Annotated in this window: 15 protein-coding genes and 1 riboswitch; of the genes, 9 read left to right on the forward strand and 6 right to left on the reverse strand. The window is 46.3% G+C overall.

The genetic code is table 11. The features are described 5' to 3' along the window. Nucleotides 1-6: 6 nt before the first annotated feature. The 3 genes from ABK821_RS11640 to aspS are packed head-to-tail and all read right to left on the reverse strand — an operon-like array spanning nucleotide 7 to nucleotide 3,008. Nucleotides 7-747, reverse strand: a complete 741-nt coding sequence (locus ABK821_RS11640; protein WP_138361497.1) for a YebC/PmpR family DNA-binding transcriptional regulator — start codon at nucleotides 745-747, stop codon at nucleotides 7-9. A 28-nt stretch (nucleotides 748-775) separates the two neighbouring features. Further along, on the reverse strand, nucleotides 776-1,219 hold the full coding sequence (gene nudB / locus ABK821_RS11645) for a dihydroneopterin triphosphate diphosphatase (RefSeq protein ID WP_138361498.1): 444 nt from the start codon (nucleotides 1,217-1,219) through the stop codon (nucleotides 776-778). 1 nt (nucleotide 1,220) lies between these two features. Continuing rightward, nucleotides 1,221-3,008, reverse strand: a complete 1,788-nt coding sequence (gene aspS / locus ABK821_RS11650) for an aspartate--tRNA ligase (protein WP_138361499.1) — start codon at nucleotides 3,006-3,008, stop codon at nucleotides 1,221-1,223. Between the two features lie 267 nt (nucleotides 3,009-3,275). Between aspS and ABK821_RS11655 the strand changes: the two genes are divergently transcribed. The 9 genes from ABK821_RS11655 to crcB all read left to right on the forward strand — a co-directional run bounded on the left by ABK821_RS11655 (nucleotide 3,276) and on the right by crcB (nucleotide 12,454). Next, a complete protein-coding gene (locus tag ABK821_RS11655; RefSeq protein ID WP_343178923.1) occupies nucleotides 3,276-3,842 on the forward strand; it encodes a hydrolase in 567 nt (188 codons plus the stop codon). Between the two features lie 458 nt (nucleotides 3,843-4,300). Continuing rightward, on the forward strand, nucleotides 4,301-5,461 hold the full coding sequence (locus tag ABK821_RS11660) for a MalY/PatB family protein (RefSeq protein ID WP_308562663.1): 1,161 nt from the start codon (nucleotides 4,301-4,303) through the stop codon (nucleotides 5,459-5,461). 11 nt (nucleotides 5,462-5,472) lie between these two features. Then, nucleotides 5,473-6,660, forward strand: a complete 1,188-nt coding sequence (locus tag ABK821_RS11665) for a M20 family metallopeptidase (protein ID WP_138361502.1) — start codon at nucleotides 5,473-5,475, stop codon at nucleotides 6,658-6,660. Between the two features lie 13 nt (nucleotides 6,661-6,673). After that, nucleotides 6,674-8,032 (forward strand): MFS transporter, encoded by a 1,359-nt coding sequence (locus ABK821_RS11670; protein ID WP_343179184.1) that lies wholly within the window; start codon nucleotides 6,674-6,676, stop codon nucleotides 8,030-8,032. A 208-nt stretch (nucleotides 8,033-8,240) separates the two neighbouring features. Further along, nucleotides 8,241-8,315, forward strand: a riboswitch (Fluoride riboswitch). Nucleotides 8,316-8,357: 42 nt separating this feature from the next. Continuing rightward, nucleotides 8,358-9,320, forward strand: a complete 963-nt coding sequence (locus tag ABK821_RS11675) for a manganese-dependent inorganic pyrophosphatase (protein WP_142501498.1) — start codon at nucleotides 8,358-8,360, stop codon at nucleotides 9,318-9,320. A 3-nt stretch (nucleotides 9,321-9,323) separates the two neighbouring features. Then, entirely contained in the window at nucleotides 9,324-9,752 is a 429-nt protein-coding gene (locus ABK821_RS11680; protein WP_138361505.1) for a universal stress protein, read from the forward strand. Nucleotides 9,753-9,767: 15 nt separating this feature from the next. Then, nucleotides 9,768-11,054, forward strand: a complete 1,287-nt coding sequence (gene eno / locus ABK821_RS11685) for a phosphopyruvate hydratase (protein ID WP_142501499.1) — start codon at nucleotides 9,768-9,770, stop codon at nucleotides 11,052-11,054. Nucleotides 11,055-11,368: 314 nt separating this feature from the next. Further along, nucleotides 11,369-12,055: a 2,3-diphosphoglycerate-dependent phosphoglycerate mutase gene (locus ABK821_RS11690; RefSeq protein WP_138361507.1), complete on the forward strand. Its 687-nt coding sequence runs from the start codon at nucleotides 11,369-11,371 to the stop codon at nucleotides 12,053-12,055. A gap of 24 nt (nucleotides 12,056-12,079) precedes the next feature. After that, the gene (crcB, locus tag ABK821_RS11695; protein ID WP_142501500.1) at nucleotides 12,080-12,454 is read left to right on the forward strand and encodes a fluoride efflux transporter CrcB; all 375 of its coding nucleotides are present in this window, start codon (nucleotides 12,080-12,082) and stop codon (nucleotides 12,452-12,454) included. Nucleotides 12,455-12,502: 48 nt separating this feature from the next. On the opposite strand, the gene ABK821_RS11700 is transcribed toward crcB, so the two are convergent. The 3 genes from ABK821_RS11700 to ABK821_RS11710 form a co-directional block, all read right to left on the reverse strand. Next, nucleotides 12,503-13,852, reverse strand: a complete 1,350-nt coding sequence (locus ABK821_RS11700; protein WP_343179183.1) for a DNA mismatch repair protein MutS — start codon at nucleotides 13,850-13,852, stop codon at nucleotides 12,503-12,505. 160 nt (nucleotides 13,853-14,012) lie between these two features. Then, nucleotides 14,013-14,555, reverse strand: a complete 543-nt coding sequence (locus ABK821_RS11705; protein ID WP_395033943.1) for a hypothetical protein — start codon at nucleotides 14,553-14,555, stop codon at nucleotides 14,013-14,015. Nucleotides 14,556-14,588: 33 nt separating this feature from the next. Then, nucleotides 14,589-14,957, reverse strand: a 369-nt coding sequence (locus ABK821_RS11710; RefSeq protein ID WP_395033942.1) for a transposase, incomplete at its 5' end; no start/stop codon positions are given.

The raw sequence follows: 14,957 nt of genomic DNA on the forward strand, positions 1-14,957 counted from the left end.
CGGGTATCACAGGGTTGCGGCGACCTCATCAGAGATCTCACCGTTGTGATAAACTTCCTGCACGTCGTCACAATCTTCCAGCATATCGATCAGGCGCAGCAGTTTCGGCGCTGTCTCCGCATCCATATCCGCTTTTGTTGACGGGATCATCGACACTTCCGCCGCGTCCGCTTTCAGGCCTGCGGCCTCCAGTGCGTCACGGACGGCGCCCATCTCTTCCCATGCGGTGTATACATCAATTGCACCGTCGTCATAGGTCACGATATCTTCTGCACCCGCTTCCAGCGCCGCTTCCATAATGACATCTTCATCGCCAGCTTCGAAGGAGATAACCCCTTTTTTGCTGAACAGATAGGCAACGGAACCATCAGTCCCCAGATTGCCGCCGGTTTTGCTGAACGCGTGACGCACTTCGGCAACGGTACGGTTACGGTTGTCAGACAGGCATTCAACCATCACCGCCGTACCGCCTGGACCGTAACCTTCATAAATGATGGTTTCCATGTTGGCGTCATCATCACCGCCAACGCCACGGGCGATAGCGCGGTTCAGCGTATCGCGCGTCATGTTGTTGGACAGCGCTTTATCAATCGCCGCGCGCAGACGCGGGTTGGAACCCGCGTCGCCGCCGCCCAGACGCGCAGCAGTGACCAGCTCACGAATAATTTTAGTGAAAATCTTACCGCGCTTGGCATCCTGTGCCGCTTTGCGATGTTTGGTATTGGCCCATTTACTATGACCTGCCATAAAAAACTCTCCAAAAAAGCGCGCCTTTTCAGGCGGCGTTAATTACAAATTCTTCAATCGCCTGCCGGTTGCTCCAGGACTTGGTCAACATGGCGGCTTCCGGGGCATCAACCCAGCGATAGTCCAGATGTTCCGTAAAGACAATCTGGCGTTCATGGGGAAGCGCAAGGCGGAACCAGAATTCCGTATTGCGCTCAACGCCCGGCGCATAGCGATGACGTAAATGAGAAAATATCTCGAATTCTACCGTACGCTGACAGTCGATCAGAGACAGTCGCTCGCAGGCAACGTCAATGGCAACCTCTTCCTTTACTTCACGTGCGGCAGCCTGCGATGCGGTTTCACCCGCTTCCAGACTGCCGGTTACCGACTGCCAGAAAGCGGGATCATCGCGACGCTGCAACATCAGCACCCGCTTCGTATCCTCGGCATAAATCACCACCAGCACGGAAACGGGAAGCTTGAATGACATCTTACTTATTCTCCGGAGACGCTTTTGCCTCTTTCGCCACAACCTGAATACCCAGCTCGCCCAGCGACGCCGGGTTAGCGAAGCTCGGCGCTTCAGTCATCAGACAGGCCGCGGCGGTGGTTTTCGGGAACGCGATGACATCACGAATATTATCGGTGCCGGTCAGCAGCATGGTCAAACGGTCAAGACCAAATGCCAGACCCGCATGCGGCGGTGTACCGTATTTCAGCGCATCCAACAGGAAACCAAATTTCTCACGCTGCTCTTGCTCATTAATACCCAGAATGCCAAATACGGCCTGCTGCATCTCGCTATTGTGAATACGCACGGAACCACCGCCGACTTCATAACCGTTGATAACCATATCGTAAGCATTAGCCACCGCCTCTTCCGGTGAGGCTTTCAGCTCTGCGGCGGTTAGATCTTTCGGCGAAGTGAAGGGATGGTGCATCGCCGTCAGGCCACCTTCGCCATCATCTTCAAACATCGGGAAGTCGATAACCCACAGCGGCGCCCATTTTGCTTCATCGGTCAGTTTCAGATCATTGCCCAGCTTCAGACGCAGCGCGCCCAGCGCATCAGCAACGATTTTTTTATTATCCGCGCCGAAGAAAATCATATCGCCATCTTGTGCGCCGGTGCGCTCAAGGATCGCGGCAACGATTTCAGCGTTAAGGAATTTCGCCACCGGACTATTGATACCTTCGAGGCCTTTCGCACGCTCAACCACTTTAATATAGGCTAGCCCTTTCGCACCGTAGATCTGCACGAACTTGCCATACTCATCAATTTGTTTACGGGTCAGAGCGGCGCCACCGGGAACGCGCAGCGCAGCAACGCGGCCTTTGACGTCGTTAGCAGGACCAGCGAAGACGGCGAATTCCACCGCTTTCACCAGATCGGCTACGTCCACCAGCTCCATCGGGTTACGCAGGTCTGGTTTGTCGGAACCATAGCGACGCTCGGCCTCGGCAAAAGTCATGATCGGGAAATTTCCCAGATCCACGCCTTTCACTTCCAGCCACAAATTACGCACCAGATCTTCCATCACTTCACGCACCTGAGGGGCGGTCATAAAGGAGGTTTCAACATCAATCTGGGTGAATTCCGGCTGACGGTCCGCACGCAAGTCTTCATCGCGGAAGCATTTTACAATCTGATAGTAACGGTCAAAACCAGACATCATCAGCAGTTGTTTAAACAACTGAGGAGACTGCGGCAGCGCGTAGAATTTACCCTTATGAACGCGTGATGGCACCAGATAGTCGCGCGCGCCTTCCGGCGTGGCTTTCGTCAGCATCGGCGTTTCGATGTCGAGGAAGCCGTGGTCGTCCATAAAGCGGCGCACAAAGCTGGTGATTCTGGCGCGCGTCTTCAGGCGCTGAGCCATCTCCGGACGACGCAGATCCAGGTAGCGATATTTCAGACGCGCTTCTTCAGTATTGACGTGATTAGGATCCAGCGGCAGCGCTTCGGCACGGTTAATAATCGTCAGGTCTGAGGCCAATACTTCAATAGCGCCGGTGGCCATATCGCTATTGACGTTTTTTTCGTCACGCGCACGCACGGTGCCGGTGACCTGGATGCAGAACTCATTACGCAGTTCGGAGGCCAGCTTTAATGCATCCGCACGATCCGGATCGAAAAACACCTGCACGATGCCTTCGCGGTCACGCATATCGATAAAGATAAGGCTACCAAGATCACGACGACGGTTGACCCAACCACACAGAGTCACTTGCTGCCCTACGTGGGACAGACTGAGCTGTCCGCAATATTCTGTACGCATGAGATATCCCTTAACTTAGCCGCAGGCGGATTGTTGCCTGCCTTGCAGGCGACGAGGTCGCAGCTTTAGCTGATGTCACAACTGAATGAAAAAAGGCGGCTATTATACTGGAAATAATGCCGCACGATAAGCCCGGCACAGCCTGTACGTTGCTTTGCTGTACGCTTATTGCCCACACACATAAACGTTAACAAAATTTGTTACCCGCCGACAGGAGGAACAACGGTATGGTAACGGCCTGACAGCAAGCGAACATAGGGGGATTTCATGTTAGAACTTAATGCAAAAAACACCGCGCTGGTCGTTATCGATCTGCAGGAAGGTATTTTACCTTTCGCCGGCGGCCCACATCATGCCGATGAGGTGGTTGCCCGGGCAGCAGCACTGGCGAAAAAATGCCGCCAGCGAGATACCCCTGTGATAATGGTTCGCGTCGGCTGGTCGGCTGATTTCGCCGAAGCGCTAAAACAACCGGTTGATGCGCAGAGCGGCGCCCACGCCCTGCCGGATAACTGGTGGACCTACCCGCGCGCGCTGGAAAAAGAGGCAAGCGATATTGAAGTGACAAAACGCCAGTGGGGGGCCTTCTATGGCACCGATCTTGAGCTACAGCTTCGTCGCCGCGGTATCGACACCATTATTCTGTGCGGTATCTCCACCAATATCGGCGTCGAGTCTACGGCGCGCAATGCCTGGGAGCTGGGCTTCAATCTGATCATTGTTGAAGACGCCTGCAGCGCGGTCACTGCCGAGCAGCACCAGAGCAGCATGACATATATTTTCCCGCGTATCGCCCGCGTGCGCAGCACCGAGGACGTTCTCGCCGCGTTATAATATCTTCACCAATAATTCGAGACATATCCCAAAACGGTTAATCATACTGAACAGCGCACGCGCTGTTCAGGGAACAGCAGCGATCTTTTCCTGTCCCGCAACATGCAATTATTCATGTCATATATTCAACTCTAATAAATTAGTCGTTATATACCCGTCATACTTCAAGTTGCATGTGCGTTGGCTTTCCTCGTTCACCCCAGTCACGTACTGGAGTACGCTCCCGGGGATTCACTGCGTCGCCGCCTTCCTGCAACTCGAATAATTTAGGATATAAATATTTTAATCGTTAATATTTGAAAAATATTTTTAAATAAATATTTTTTAAATACCCTTCATTGTGATTAATATCACATAAACCAATTTTCATAATAACGTTAAAAGAAACCAGAATAACGACCAATTCTGCGACATAGTATCCTGGCCAGATTACATATCAGATAATCTGGAGTTATATAATGCATGAATATAATTTTAGCGAAATCATTCATCGTTATGATACTTATAGTGCAAAATGGCATAACTATGATAGAGATGTCATCTCTTTATCGATTGCTGATATGGATTTTGCCACTCCAGCATTTATCACTGCAGCACTTATACAATTTGCGCAAAAGAAAATTTATGGTTATACGTTATTGAGTGATGACTGGAATAAAATCACCTCAGACTGGTTTAAACGGCATTATAACTGGCATGTTAACCCCGATCATATTTTATTTTGCCCCCGAATCATTCAGGCTATATCGCTTTACATACAAAACTATACGCATGCCGGAGACAAAATAACCCTATTATCGCCAGCCTATGACCCCATTCGCCATTCAGTTTCGGCAAATCAAAGAACATTGTTAGAAAGCCCTCTAATTTACTCAAACAATCGCTATCTAATTGACTTTGACGATCTTGAAAATAAATTCAGCGTATCAGTGTGTTTTATTCTGCTATCACCACACAATCCAACAGGCACCGTCTGGTCAACACAAGATCTGAGAAAAATAGCGAAACTTGCCGAACAATACCAGGTTTTCGTTATTTCGGATGATGTACATGCCGATTTTAACTTTACTGAACAAAAACATCAAACCATATCATCAGTGAGTGAGTTCGTTGAACACAACTCATTTATTTGCACGTCGCCATCAAAAACATTCAATATGGCAGGATTAGAAGTCGCCAATATTGTTATTGCTAATGAAAAGCATCGCAATAAATTTAAAAACTGCTTAATTGCTTCTGGCATTCACAATCCAAATTATTTTTCCGTGCCTGCTTTTATCGCTGCCTATACTCAAGGCGACTTCTGGTTAACAGAAGTAAAGAAACAGCTGCAGCATAATAAAAGCTGGGTGATAAGCGCGTGTAAAAAATATTTTCCAGAATGGCATATCACCGACAGTCAAGGAACCTATATGTTATGGGTAAACTATCAAAAAATGAATATTACTGAATCACAGTTAAAATACTGGTTTATCAATTTAGCCAAAGTTGAGATGAGTTTTGGCCGTGACTTTGGCTACACCGGGAATGGGTTCTTTAGAATCAATATCGCGACCCCGCTCTCCCTGCTCAAAGAAGCATTTGAGCGACTTATTCAAACTAATCCTTATCACCATTAAAGGAGTGCGCCATGCCTGCTTTTATATCGATAATCAATGATTCTGTTACTGAAATCTATCCTGAAGTGGTTCAGTGGCGAAGACATTTCCACCAGTATCCGGAGCTCTCATTTAAAGAATATAAGACGGCTGAATTTATTTACCAAAAACTATTGGCATTAAACTGTTTTGAGATTGAGAGGCCGCTTGAAACGGCTGTTGTTGCTACACTAAAAGGTTCCGCTCCGGGTAAAGCGATTGCTTTACGTGCTGATATTGATGCTCTTCCCGTTAACGAAGAAAATGATGTTGATTACTGTTCGGTCAACAAAGGGATAATGCACGCCTGTGCTCATGATGGCCATGCCGCAGCATTACTCGGTGTGGCATATATTTTAGCCAGGTATAAACACCTGATTCAGGGTTCGATAAAACTGATATTTCAACCTGCTGAAGAAATTGGTTCCGGTGCAATCAGATTAATTGATAAAGGTATTTTAAATGGGCTGGACTATCTATTTGGCATACATATATGGTCACCGCTTGAGTTGGGGAAAATAGGTATTTGCTATGGGCCAATGATGGCCGCTGGCGACTTTTTTAAAATTGAAATAAAAGGTAAAGGGGGTCATGGCGCGATACCACAAGAAGCCATTGACCCGGTGGTCATTGGTTCTGAAATAGTTTTAGCATTACAATCCATTGTTTCCCGTAAAATTAATCCGATTAGAACCGGTTTAATCTCAGTGACTAAATTTGACGCCAGTTCATCATATAACACTATCCCCGAAACAGTTAATTTAGGCGGTACATTGCGTTCATTAGATATGGAGACAATGGAGCAACTCTATCGAGGAATTGAAAAACTTAGTCAACAAATTGCCCAGGCACATGGCGCTACCGTTTCTGTCAGCTTTGATAGTCGTCCAAATGCAGCTCCGCTGGTTAATAATATTGCAGTAACCCAAATGGTTGAAGAAGCGTTAATCGAAGGTATTGGACAAAACCATTGCCAACGTACCGATCCAACCTTAGCCGGCGAAGATTTTTCCCAATATACCAAACATGGTATTCCCGCTTGTTTTTTATTTATTGGCACTCGGGCTGAAAACTCTGACTACCCTCATCACCACCCCCGATTTAATATTCAAGAAGAATCAATGCTATTTTCAATGAAAGCTTTCCTTAACATTATTCGCAAAATAGCGATGACACAATAAGAGGCTTAGCAACATGCATAATAATCAAAAAATACCTTTATATGAAAAAATCAGTTATGGGTTAGGCGATACTGCATGTAACCTAATTTATATGGTGGTAACCACTTATCTTACTTTCTATTTCACTGATGTTTATGGAATTAGCGTAACAGTTGTTGGGGTATTAATGCTGGCGGTACGCTTTCTCGATATGATAGATAGTCCAGTATTAGGCATTTTAATTGATAAAACCAATACCCGCTGGGGAAAATCCAGGCCCTGGATTTTATGGTTTTGCATACCCTTTGCCGCATCCTGTATCATGCTCTTTTGGGGGCCAGACTTAAGCGCAACCGGAAAAATGATTTACGCATTCGCTGCTTATGTCATGGTTAGCGTATTTTATTCATGCGTAAATAATCCACTATCGACCATGTTACCAAGCTTAACGAGCGATCAGCAAGAAAGAACAGTGGCTAATACTTTCCGTATGCTGGGCGGACAATTTGGTGGCCTTATCGTTAATATGACACTCCTGCCTTTAGTTGCATTTTTGGGTGCCGGGGATATGCAAAAAGGATTTTTTGCCACTCTCTGCCTTTATGCAGTAGTGGGTGTGGCTTTGTTACTAATTACATTCTTTAACACTCGCGAAAGAGTAGAAACATCATCGAGTAAACAATCCTTACCTTTTAAGGAGGGTATTAAATCTATCAAAGGGAATACGCCCTGGCTGATGGCTCTATTATTAACAATTTTCTGTTATATCTGTTATACACAGCGTTCGACTGCTGCCATCTATTATTTGACTTATTATATTGGGCAACCAGATGTTGTGCCAATTGTAAACTCATTAGCGATGTGTAGTATTTTAGGTTTATTCATGGTGCCATTTTTAACCCGCCATTTCGATAAGCGCTGGGTAATCCTGGTAGGTTATGCTGTATTTGCATTGGGGCAGTTTATTATATTCTTAGGTGATAAAAACCTTTGGATTATCTATTTTGGAACTGTTTTTGGTGCTATAGGCAAAGGATTTACTTCAGGTTTATTATTTGTCATGATTGCCGATACTGTTGATTTTGGCGAGTGGAAATCAGGGATTCGGGCGCAAGGATTATTAGTCTCAACCGCTGCCGGCATTGGTATCAAACTAGGCGCCGGGCTTGGCGGAGCCATTCCGATGTGGATTTTAGCTTCCGGTGGTTATGTTGCCAATCAACCACAAAGCCAGGAGTCAATGAATGCAATTGTCGCAAGTTATATTTGGGTACCTATTGCTTTTGCACTTATATGCGTGCTGATCTTATTATTCTTTAAATATGAAAAACCCTTTGATGAAATCATCGCGGATCTCAATGAACGAAATAAAAACAAACAACCCGCACAGTGATAGCTGTGTGCATTAACACATATTCGATCTGACAGTTACCGGTTAGTATACTGGTGTCTGTCAGATTATCTCTGGCTTATGTTTTGCACAGAGCAATAGCGGTAAACGCATCACGTGAGACGCAAATCATTCTTCCGCCTTTCGCTACCATGCTTTTACTGGCCTGACGCAATAAATATTGCGTTCAGGAGCAACCTCAGATATGCTCGATCCATAAGGTGATGGTGTTCCACCTTTCCCAACCGCCGGTTCATTCGAACCGGATGATGACGCCTGATATACAACTGTTGCTGTTTTTCTATACGCAGGTATGTCAGGTGTTCATATGCAAAACTTAACCACTATTTCCGTACTTCCGGCTACACCCACCGTTGAAAGCGATTCTTTCATTCGCGTTTTTGGTCATCGCAATCCTGACAGCGACACGATCTGCAGCGCACTGGTTGTTGCCGACTGGCTCAACTACCGCGGTCAACTCTCGCGGCCTTATCGCCTCGGTGAAATCACACCGGAAACCCAATACATACTGCAAGCGGCAGGCGTCACGCAGCCCGAATTGCTCACTGAAAATTTGACGGATAAAACGGTCTGGCTGGTCGATTTCACCGATGTTGAACAGGGACCGCCCACACTGACGGACAGCAACGTTATCGGCATCATTGACCACCATCGGCTCGGAACTATTATTACCAGAAATCCGCCAGATGTCTGGATCCGCGCGGTCGGCTGCTGTGGGACGGTAATTCTACATATCTTGAGCATAGAGAGCCCAATGCCGCTTACTGCGGCGCAGGCTATACTGCTTATGGGCGCAATTCTCAGTGACACTGTCGCACTTAGCGGTCCAACCACCACCGCCGAAGATCGAAAAGCCGTTGCCATGTTACGGGAAATCGCAGGTGTGGATTATGACAAATTCGTTGCCGGGCTACTTACCGCCAAAACAGATTTAACCGGTCAATCTGCTTTCGTACTGCTTCATCGCGATGCCAAGAATTATCAAATCCACGGTATCTCTTTGCTGTTATCGCAGATCGAGGTTCACGACATGGCCGATATTACTCCCCACCTTGCTGCCCTGCAGCAGGAGATTGACCACAGCTGTCAACATAGCGATCTGGATATGGTTGTGCTGATGGTAACGGACATTACGCACCATAATTCCATGCTGTATTTTTCAGATAACAGTCTGACAGGCGCACGTCAGGTCTTTTTGCCCGGCATGACAAGCAGAAAAAAAGAGATTCTGCCCTGGCTTACGCAACGTTTTGTATCAACTAAGAGGTGAGGTATGCAAATCTACCGGCACGCATTGGTACTTGTTCAGAATGAAACCGATGGTCAGCTACTGCTCCAGCATGCCGAATGTCTGGCAAAAGAAACGGGAACCCTTATTACGGTCGGTCATATCAGTACTGATTATCGGGAAATGGATTTCACGAGTGATTCACTCACCAGGGACCTTCAGGCGCGCGAGATTATCGACGCAAAAGCCATGCTGAGTCGCCTGGTGGAATCCTGCAGTATTGATATTGAAGTCAGATCCATTGTCACTATCCATCGTTTCAAAGATGTTGAGGCTATTATCCAGCGAGAGAACATCGATCTGGTTATGCTGGGGCATAAAAATCGTCTATTTGGTGAATACTCATCGTTCTCTTTTGAATTTATCAATCATCTTTCTATTGATGTACTGATTAAACATATATCCACTCCTTAAAATAAGGTCATTTATATGAGCTATGAAATCGAACGTGTGCTCGCAAGAGAAATTCTGGACTCCCGGGGAAATCCGACCGTAGAAGTGGAAGTGATCTCCGTTGATGGTCATGTTGCTCGAGCGTCAGTTCCTTCCGGTGCCAGTACCGGTTCACGCGAAGCTATCGAACTTCGCGACGGTGATAAACAACGTTTTGGCGGCAAAGGAGTACTTGATGCCGTCCGCAGCATCAATACTGAGATTCATGATGCTCTGCAGGGCTATGACGTACGCCGCCAGAAGGATATTGATAACGCGCTGATCGCCCTCGATGGAACGGAAAATAAAGGCCGGATTGGCGCCAATGCCATTCTCGGCGTATCGCTGGCGGTAGCACGTCTGGCTGCTCAACTGTCCGGCATACCGCTTTACCGCTATCTGGGTGGCGTTGGCGCTAACCTTCTGCCTGTCCCCTGCATGAATATCATTAATGGCGGTGTCCATGCTCGCTGGCAAGGCGCCGATTTCCAGGAGTTTATGATCGCTCCATGGGGAGCCAGCTCCGTACGCGAAGCTATCCGTTGGGGAAGCGAGGTGTACCAGAATCTGCGTCAGGTTTTACTCGAAAAAGGCCTGTCTACGGGTGTCGGTGATGAAGGCGGGTTCGCGCCAACGGTCAGTTCCAACCGACAGCCGCTGGAATTGATTGTCGAAGCCATTAAGAAGGCAGGTTACAGGCCCGGTGAAGATATTGTGATTTGTGTCGATCCGGCATCCAGTGAGTTTTACAAAGATGGTAAATACATACTTCGTACCGAAAAAACACAGCTGAGTGCGGAAGAAATGACCCGTTACTATGAGCAATTAGTGAGTGAATTCCCGATTGCCCTGATTGAAGACGGTCTGGCGGAGGATGACTGGGCTGGCTGGAAAGTCCTGCACAGTGTACTCGGTGATAAAGTCGAATTGGTTGGTGATGATATCTTTGTCACCAACGTGAAATATATTCAGCGTGGTATTGATGAAAACCTGGCGAATGCCGCGTTGATTAAACTCAATCAAATCGGCACCCTAAGTGAAACCATTGAAGCTGTCCAGTTGTGCAAAGATAACAACTGGGGAACCTTTATCTCGCACCGCAGCGGGGAAACCATTGACAGCTTTATTGCCGATATGACAGTTGGTCTACGCGCCGGACATCTGAAAACCGGTGCCCCCAGTCGTGGAGAGCGCATAGAGAAATATAACCAGCTAATGCGTATTGAAGATGAACTGGGCAATGCTGCCATCTTTGCCGGTAAATCCGCCTTTAAAAAACGCTAATCCTGTACATGCCTTCCGTACCGATGGTACGGAAGGTGATGGAGGACATCGTCTGTGAATCTCAGAATACTTTTTATATCGACAGTCGTCGGTATCCTGGTTACGTACCTGGTTTTTCTGATAGCAGATCTCGTTTTTGGTGTGGTTACGGATGATACCGAAACCATCGTTATTGCTTTATTTATCGGTAGCTGCGCGCATTTTCTGGTCCGTTATTTCCTGAATAAGACGGAAAATAAGCCGAAATACTGAATATAGCGATAACAAATTTCAGTTAAATAACTGACGGTTGCCAATTACCACAGGTTTCTGATATGGGAAAAATTGTCTTACTCCGGCATGGAGAAAGTATCTGGAACCAGCAAAACCTTTTTACAGGCTGGACAGATGTTCCATTATCCCTGAAGGGAATGGAGGAAGCACGGCATGCTGCCAGGCTGATAAAACAGACGGGCATTGAAATAGATGCCGCCTTTACATCTGTTCTTAGCCGCGCTGTCTATTCCCTGTGGCTGGTGATGGAAACACTGGATCGGCTTTGGCTACCGGTGAACAAATCATGGCGCCTGAATGAACGCCATTATGGCGCTCTCCAGGGAATGAACAAAGATGAAGCCGCACATCGATTTGGCGAAAAGCTGGTTTATCATTGGCGCCGAAGTTACCACGGGATCCCGCCGCCATTGACTGGCGATCCGCGTCGCCTTCATCAGGAACCACGTTATCGCCATATCGCGTTGTCAGACCTTCCCGGTGGAGAAAGTCTGGAAATGACCCAGCGCAGAGTGCTGCCCTACTGGCAACACGCCATCGCGCCGCGGGTGATCAGCGGTGAGAGCATATTACTGGTCGGCCACGCTAATATGCTCAGAGCATTGACCATGTTTCTCGAAAAAACGGATGAGAATGAGATTGTCGACCTGACTATCCCGACGGGGATCCCGGTCTTATATGAAATGAACGGAAGTAACATTATTGGTGGACGTAGCGCCCTGATCTGAGGCTCTTTTTGCTCGTGAGGTTGTATGTACAAATCGTTATTTGCAGTTATTATTGGCGGTTCCATCGGTTGCGTAATCCGCTGGATTTTGTCAATGCGTCTTAATAGCACATTTCCGAATCTCCCGCCGGGAACGTTGCTGGTTAATCTGATCGGTGGCTTTATTATTGGACTGGCACTGGCCTTTTTTATCAGACAACCGCAGCTTGACCCTTCATGGAAGTTTTTTATCACCACCGGATTGTGTGGCGGAATGACAACGTTTTCCACGTTTTCTGCTGAAGTCGTGGTGCTATTGCAGAATGGTAATTATTCGTGGGCTGTCATTTCGGTATTGACGCATGTTATCGGCTCATTACTGATGACCGCTGCCGGCTTTTTTGTTATGACCCTGATCTAACTACGGCACCTCCGTACGACAATTTCGCTGCGGAGGCTCCAGACGGGATTAACTCACTGACGGCATATCCCGGGTAAATACTTCCTCGAACAGATCTTCACCATAGCTGGTATCCAGTGGTACCCCCTCTGTGAGCCTGAAGGTTCGTTCACCACCGTCTCGTCTTTCGGCACACAAATAAATGGCATCCTGATGATGCTCCTGGTAGTAGGTACAAGCAAATTCTGAACTGTGGGTGACCAAAAATAGTTTCACTTTACATTCTGCCAGCGCGGCCACAATCCCTCTGATAATATCAGCCCCTTCCCGGCTATTGGTTGCTGAAAAAGACTCATTGAACAGGACCAAATCATCCTTTTCGAGCAGATCGATAATATCGCGCATACGTCTGAGCTCTTCATCAAGTTTTCCGCTGATCATATGACTGTCTTCTTCACATTTATAATGAGTAAAAATATGACGGCAAATATCGGTACAAAAAGATTCAGACGTAACAAACATGCCACTTTGCATCATCACCTGAGCCAGGCCAAGACTCCGTAAGAAAGTCGATTTTCCGCCTTGATTAGCGCCGGTAATAATAAGCGTATTTTTATTATCAGCCTTTAAAGTATTCGCAATAACTGTTTTATCAGCGGTCAACACCAGACAGATGTCATACAAGGAATCAAAAGACAGATAACGTTCACATTTATAAGCAGGAACCGGGAAACACTGCGGAATATGACGCATATTTAATGTTTCCGACAAATTAATACAGGCTATATAGAATCCAAGTTCCGTGCGCAATGATTTAAAAAAGTTGAGCAAATGAGCTGTGGATTGCGCCATTGCTCTGGCAACCAGAACCAGTCCCTCATCCTGTAAATTACTCAGTGCCCTGAAACCATTTTCATCCCGTGGTGCTATCTGCACCGTATAATGCTCAGGTTTTCTGACAAAAAGCCGCCTGAACCATCCTTTTTCTTGGCGATTAGGTTGCCTGAGCACATAGTCCTCTCCCCGATTGCCCTCACCTGGACGTGCACTGATCAATATTCCTTTTTTGAAACTCATTTTTTTGAGATGTTCTTCTATCATTGCCAGATATTCTTCATTTAACTCCTGAATAATCATCGCAAATAATCTGGCCATGCCAGTAGATGCGAAATGGGAAAGATTTGCTTCTGCTATGCACCTGACTTTTCGCAAACTGACCAGTAAATATCTGGTAAAGGAAATAGACTGATGAAGTACCGCCGAAGGATAATGCCCAAAAACGCCATAATGAAGATTATCTTTTTCCTTTGACAGACATTCAACCACCACGCTGTAAAAATCACGGATAATATCAGGATGACTCAGACAATCCTTCAGAATAGCCTGTCGGTATTCAATGTCTGGAACTTCGCATAACAATTGTGAGATAGCTTTTTAACTACTGAATATAAAAAATCATCTCCCGCAGACAGTGACTGTAATAGAACATTAAGTTCAAGATCTTTCATCATGATATTGAAATGTTCAGGAAAACTATCATCGACAATAAAATCCTTATTTTTATACATCAGATACGTTTTCATGCATTTAACCTCGCTTTTATTTTTTCATATGTCAGCCCGTATTTCTGTACAAGCGTTACTGAACAGGCCTTACCATTAGCGGGTTGCTTAATAATTTTATAGGTACGCGTAGCTTTATCTTCATCCTCAACCGTACTCATCATGCTGACAATGGCGCGATCGATAAGGGTGAGTTCATCGATAAATGTCACACAGACACAAAGCGCGTCCAGTCGCAAGATTTTTTCGATAATCTGGGTGCCTAAATATATTGCATCGTGCGAGGTAGTCGATGTAAAAATCTCATTCATAATAATGAGACTTTTTGCTGTAGCCTGGTCAAGGATGGCCTTTATACGAACCAAATCATCATATAATTTACCTCTAAGATTATGGATATCTTCACTTTTCTCAAAATGCGTAAAGATATGATCGATAAGATTTAAATGTGCTTCTTCTGCCGGCACATATAAACCCAGTAACGCCAGATAATGAAGTTGACCGATCATTCTGGCGAATGTTGTTTTACCGCCCTGGTTGGGGCCAGAAACGACAATAATGCGTTCACGTCCCTGTAACCTAGGCTGTGTCCCTTAACTTAACAATCGCCTTAAAAATAACCTGATCGCCCCCAGTTTTAGCATGCTCAGGTAGTTTCTGGCTGTTTTTTCCGAACGTGTGGCGATTCGCCTGTTTTCTTTCAATGCTGCAAAGCTACGTTCTACTACATTGCGCTTTTTATATAAGTGGATATCCAGTTTTCGGCGTCCATCACGGCCGGCTTTCTCATTACTTTTAAAAGGAATAACTGCCTTGATTCCCTTCAATTTCAAACTAGTACGAAATTTTTTACTTGAATAACCTTTATCCGCCAGCACTGCTTTTGCCCGGGATTTCAGGCACCCACTTTGACGAATAATGCCGACCCGGTTGAGCAGAACTTGTGCATACTGGCTCTCGTG

Source organism: Klebsiella sp. KE9456, assembly GCF_043832615.1.
Taxonomy (GTDB): Bacteria; Pseudomonadota; Gammaproteobacteria; order Enterobacterales; family Enterobacteriaceae; genus Klebsiella; species Klebsiella indica.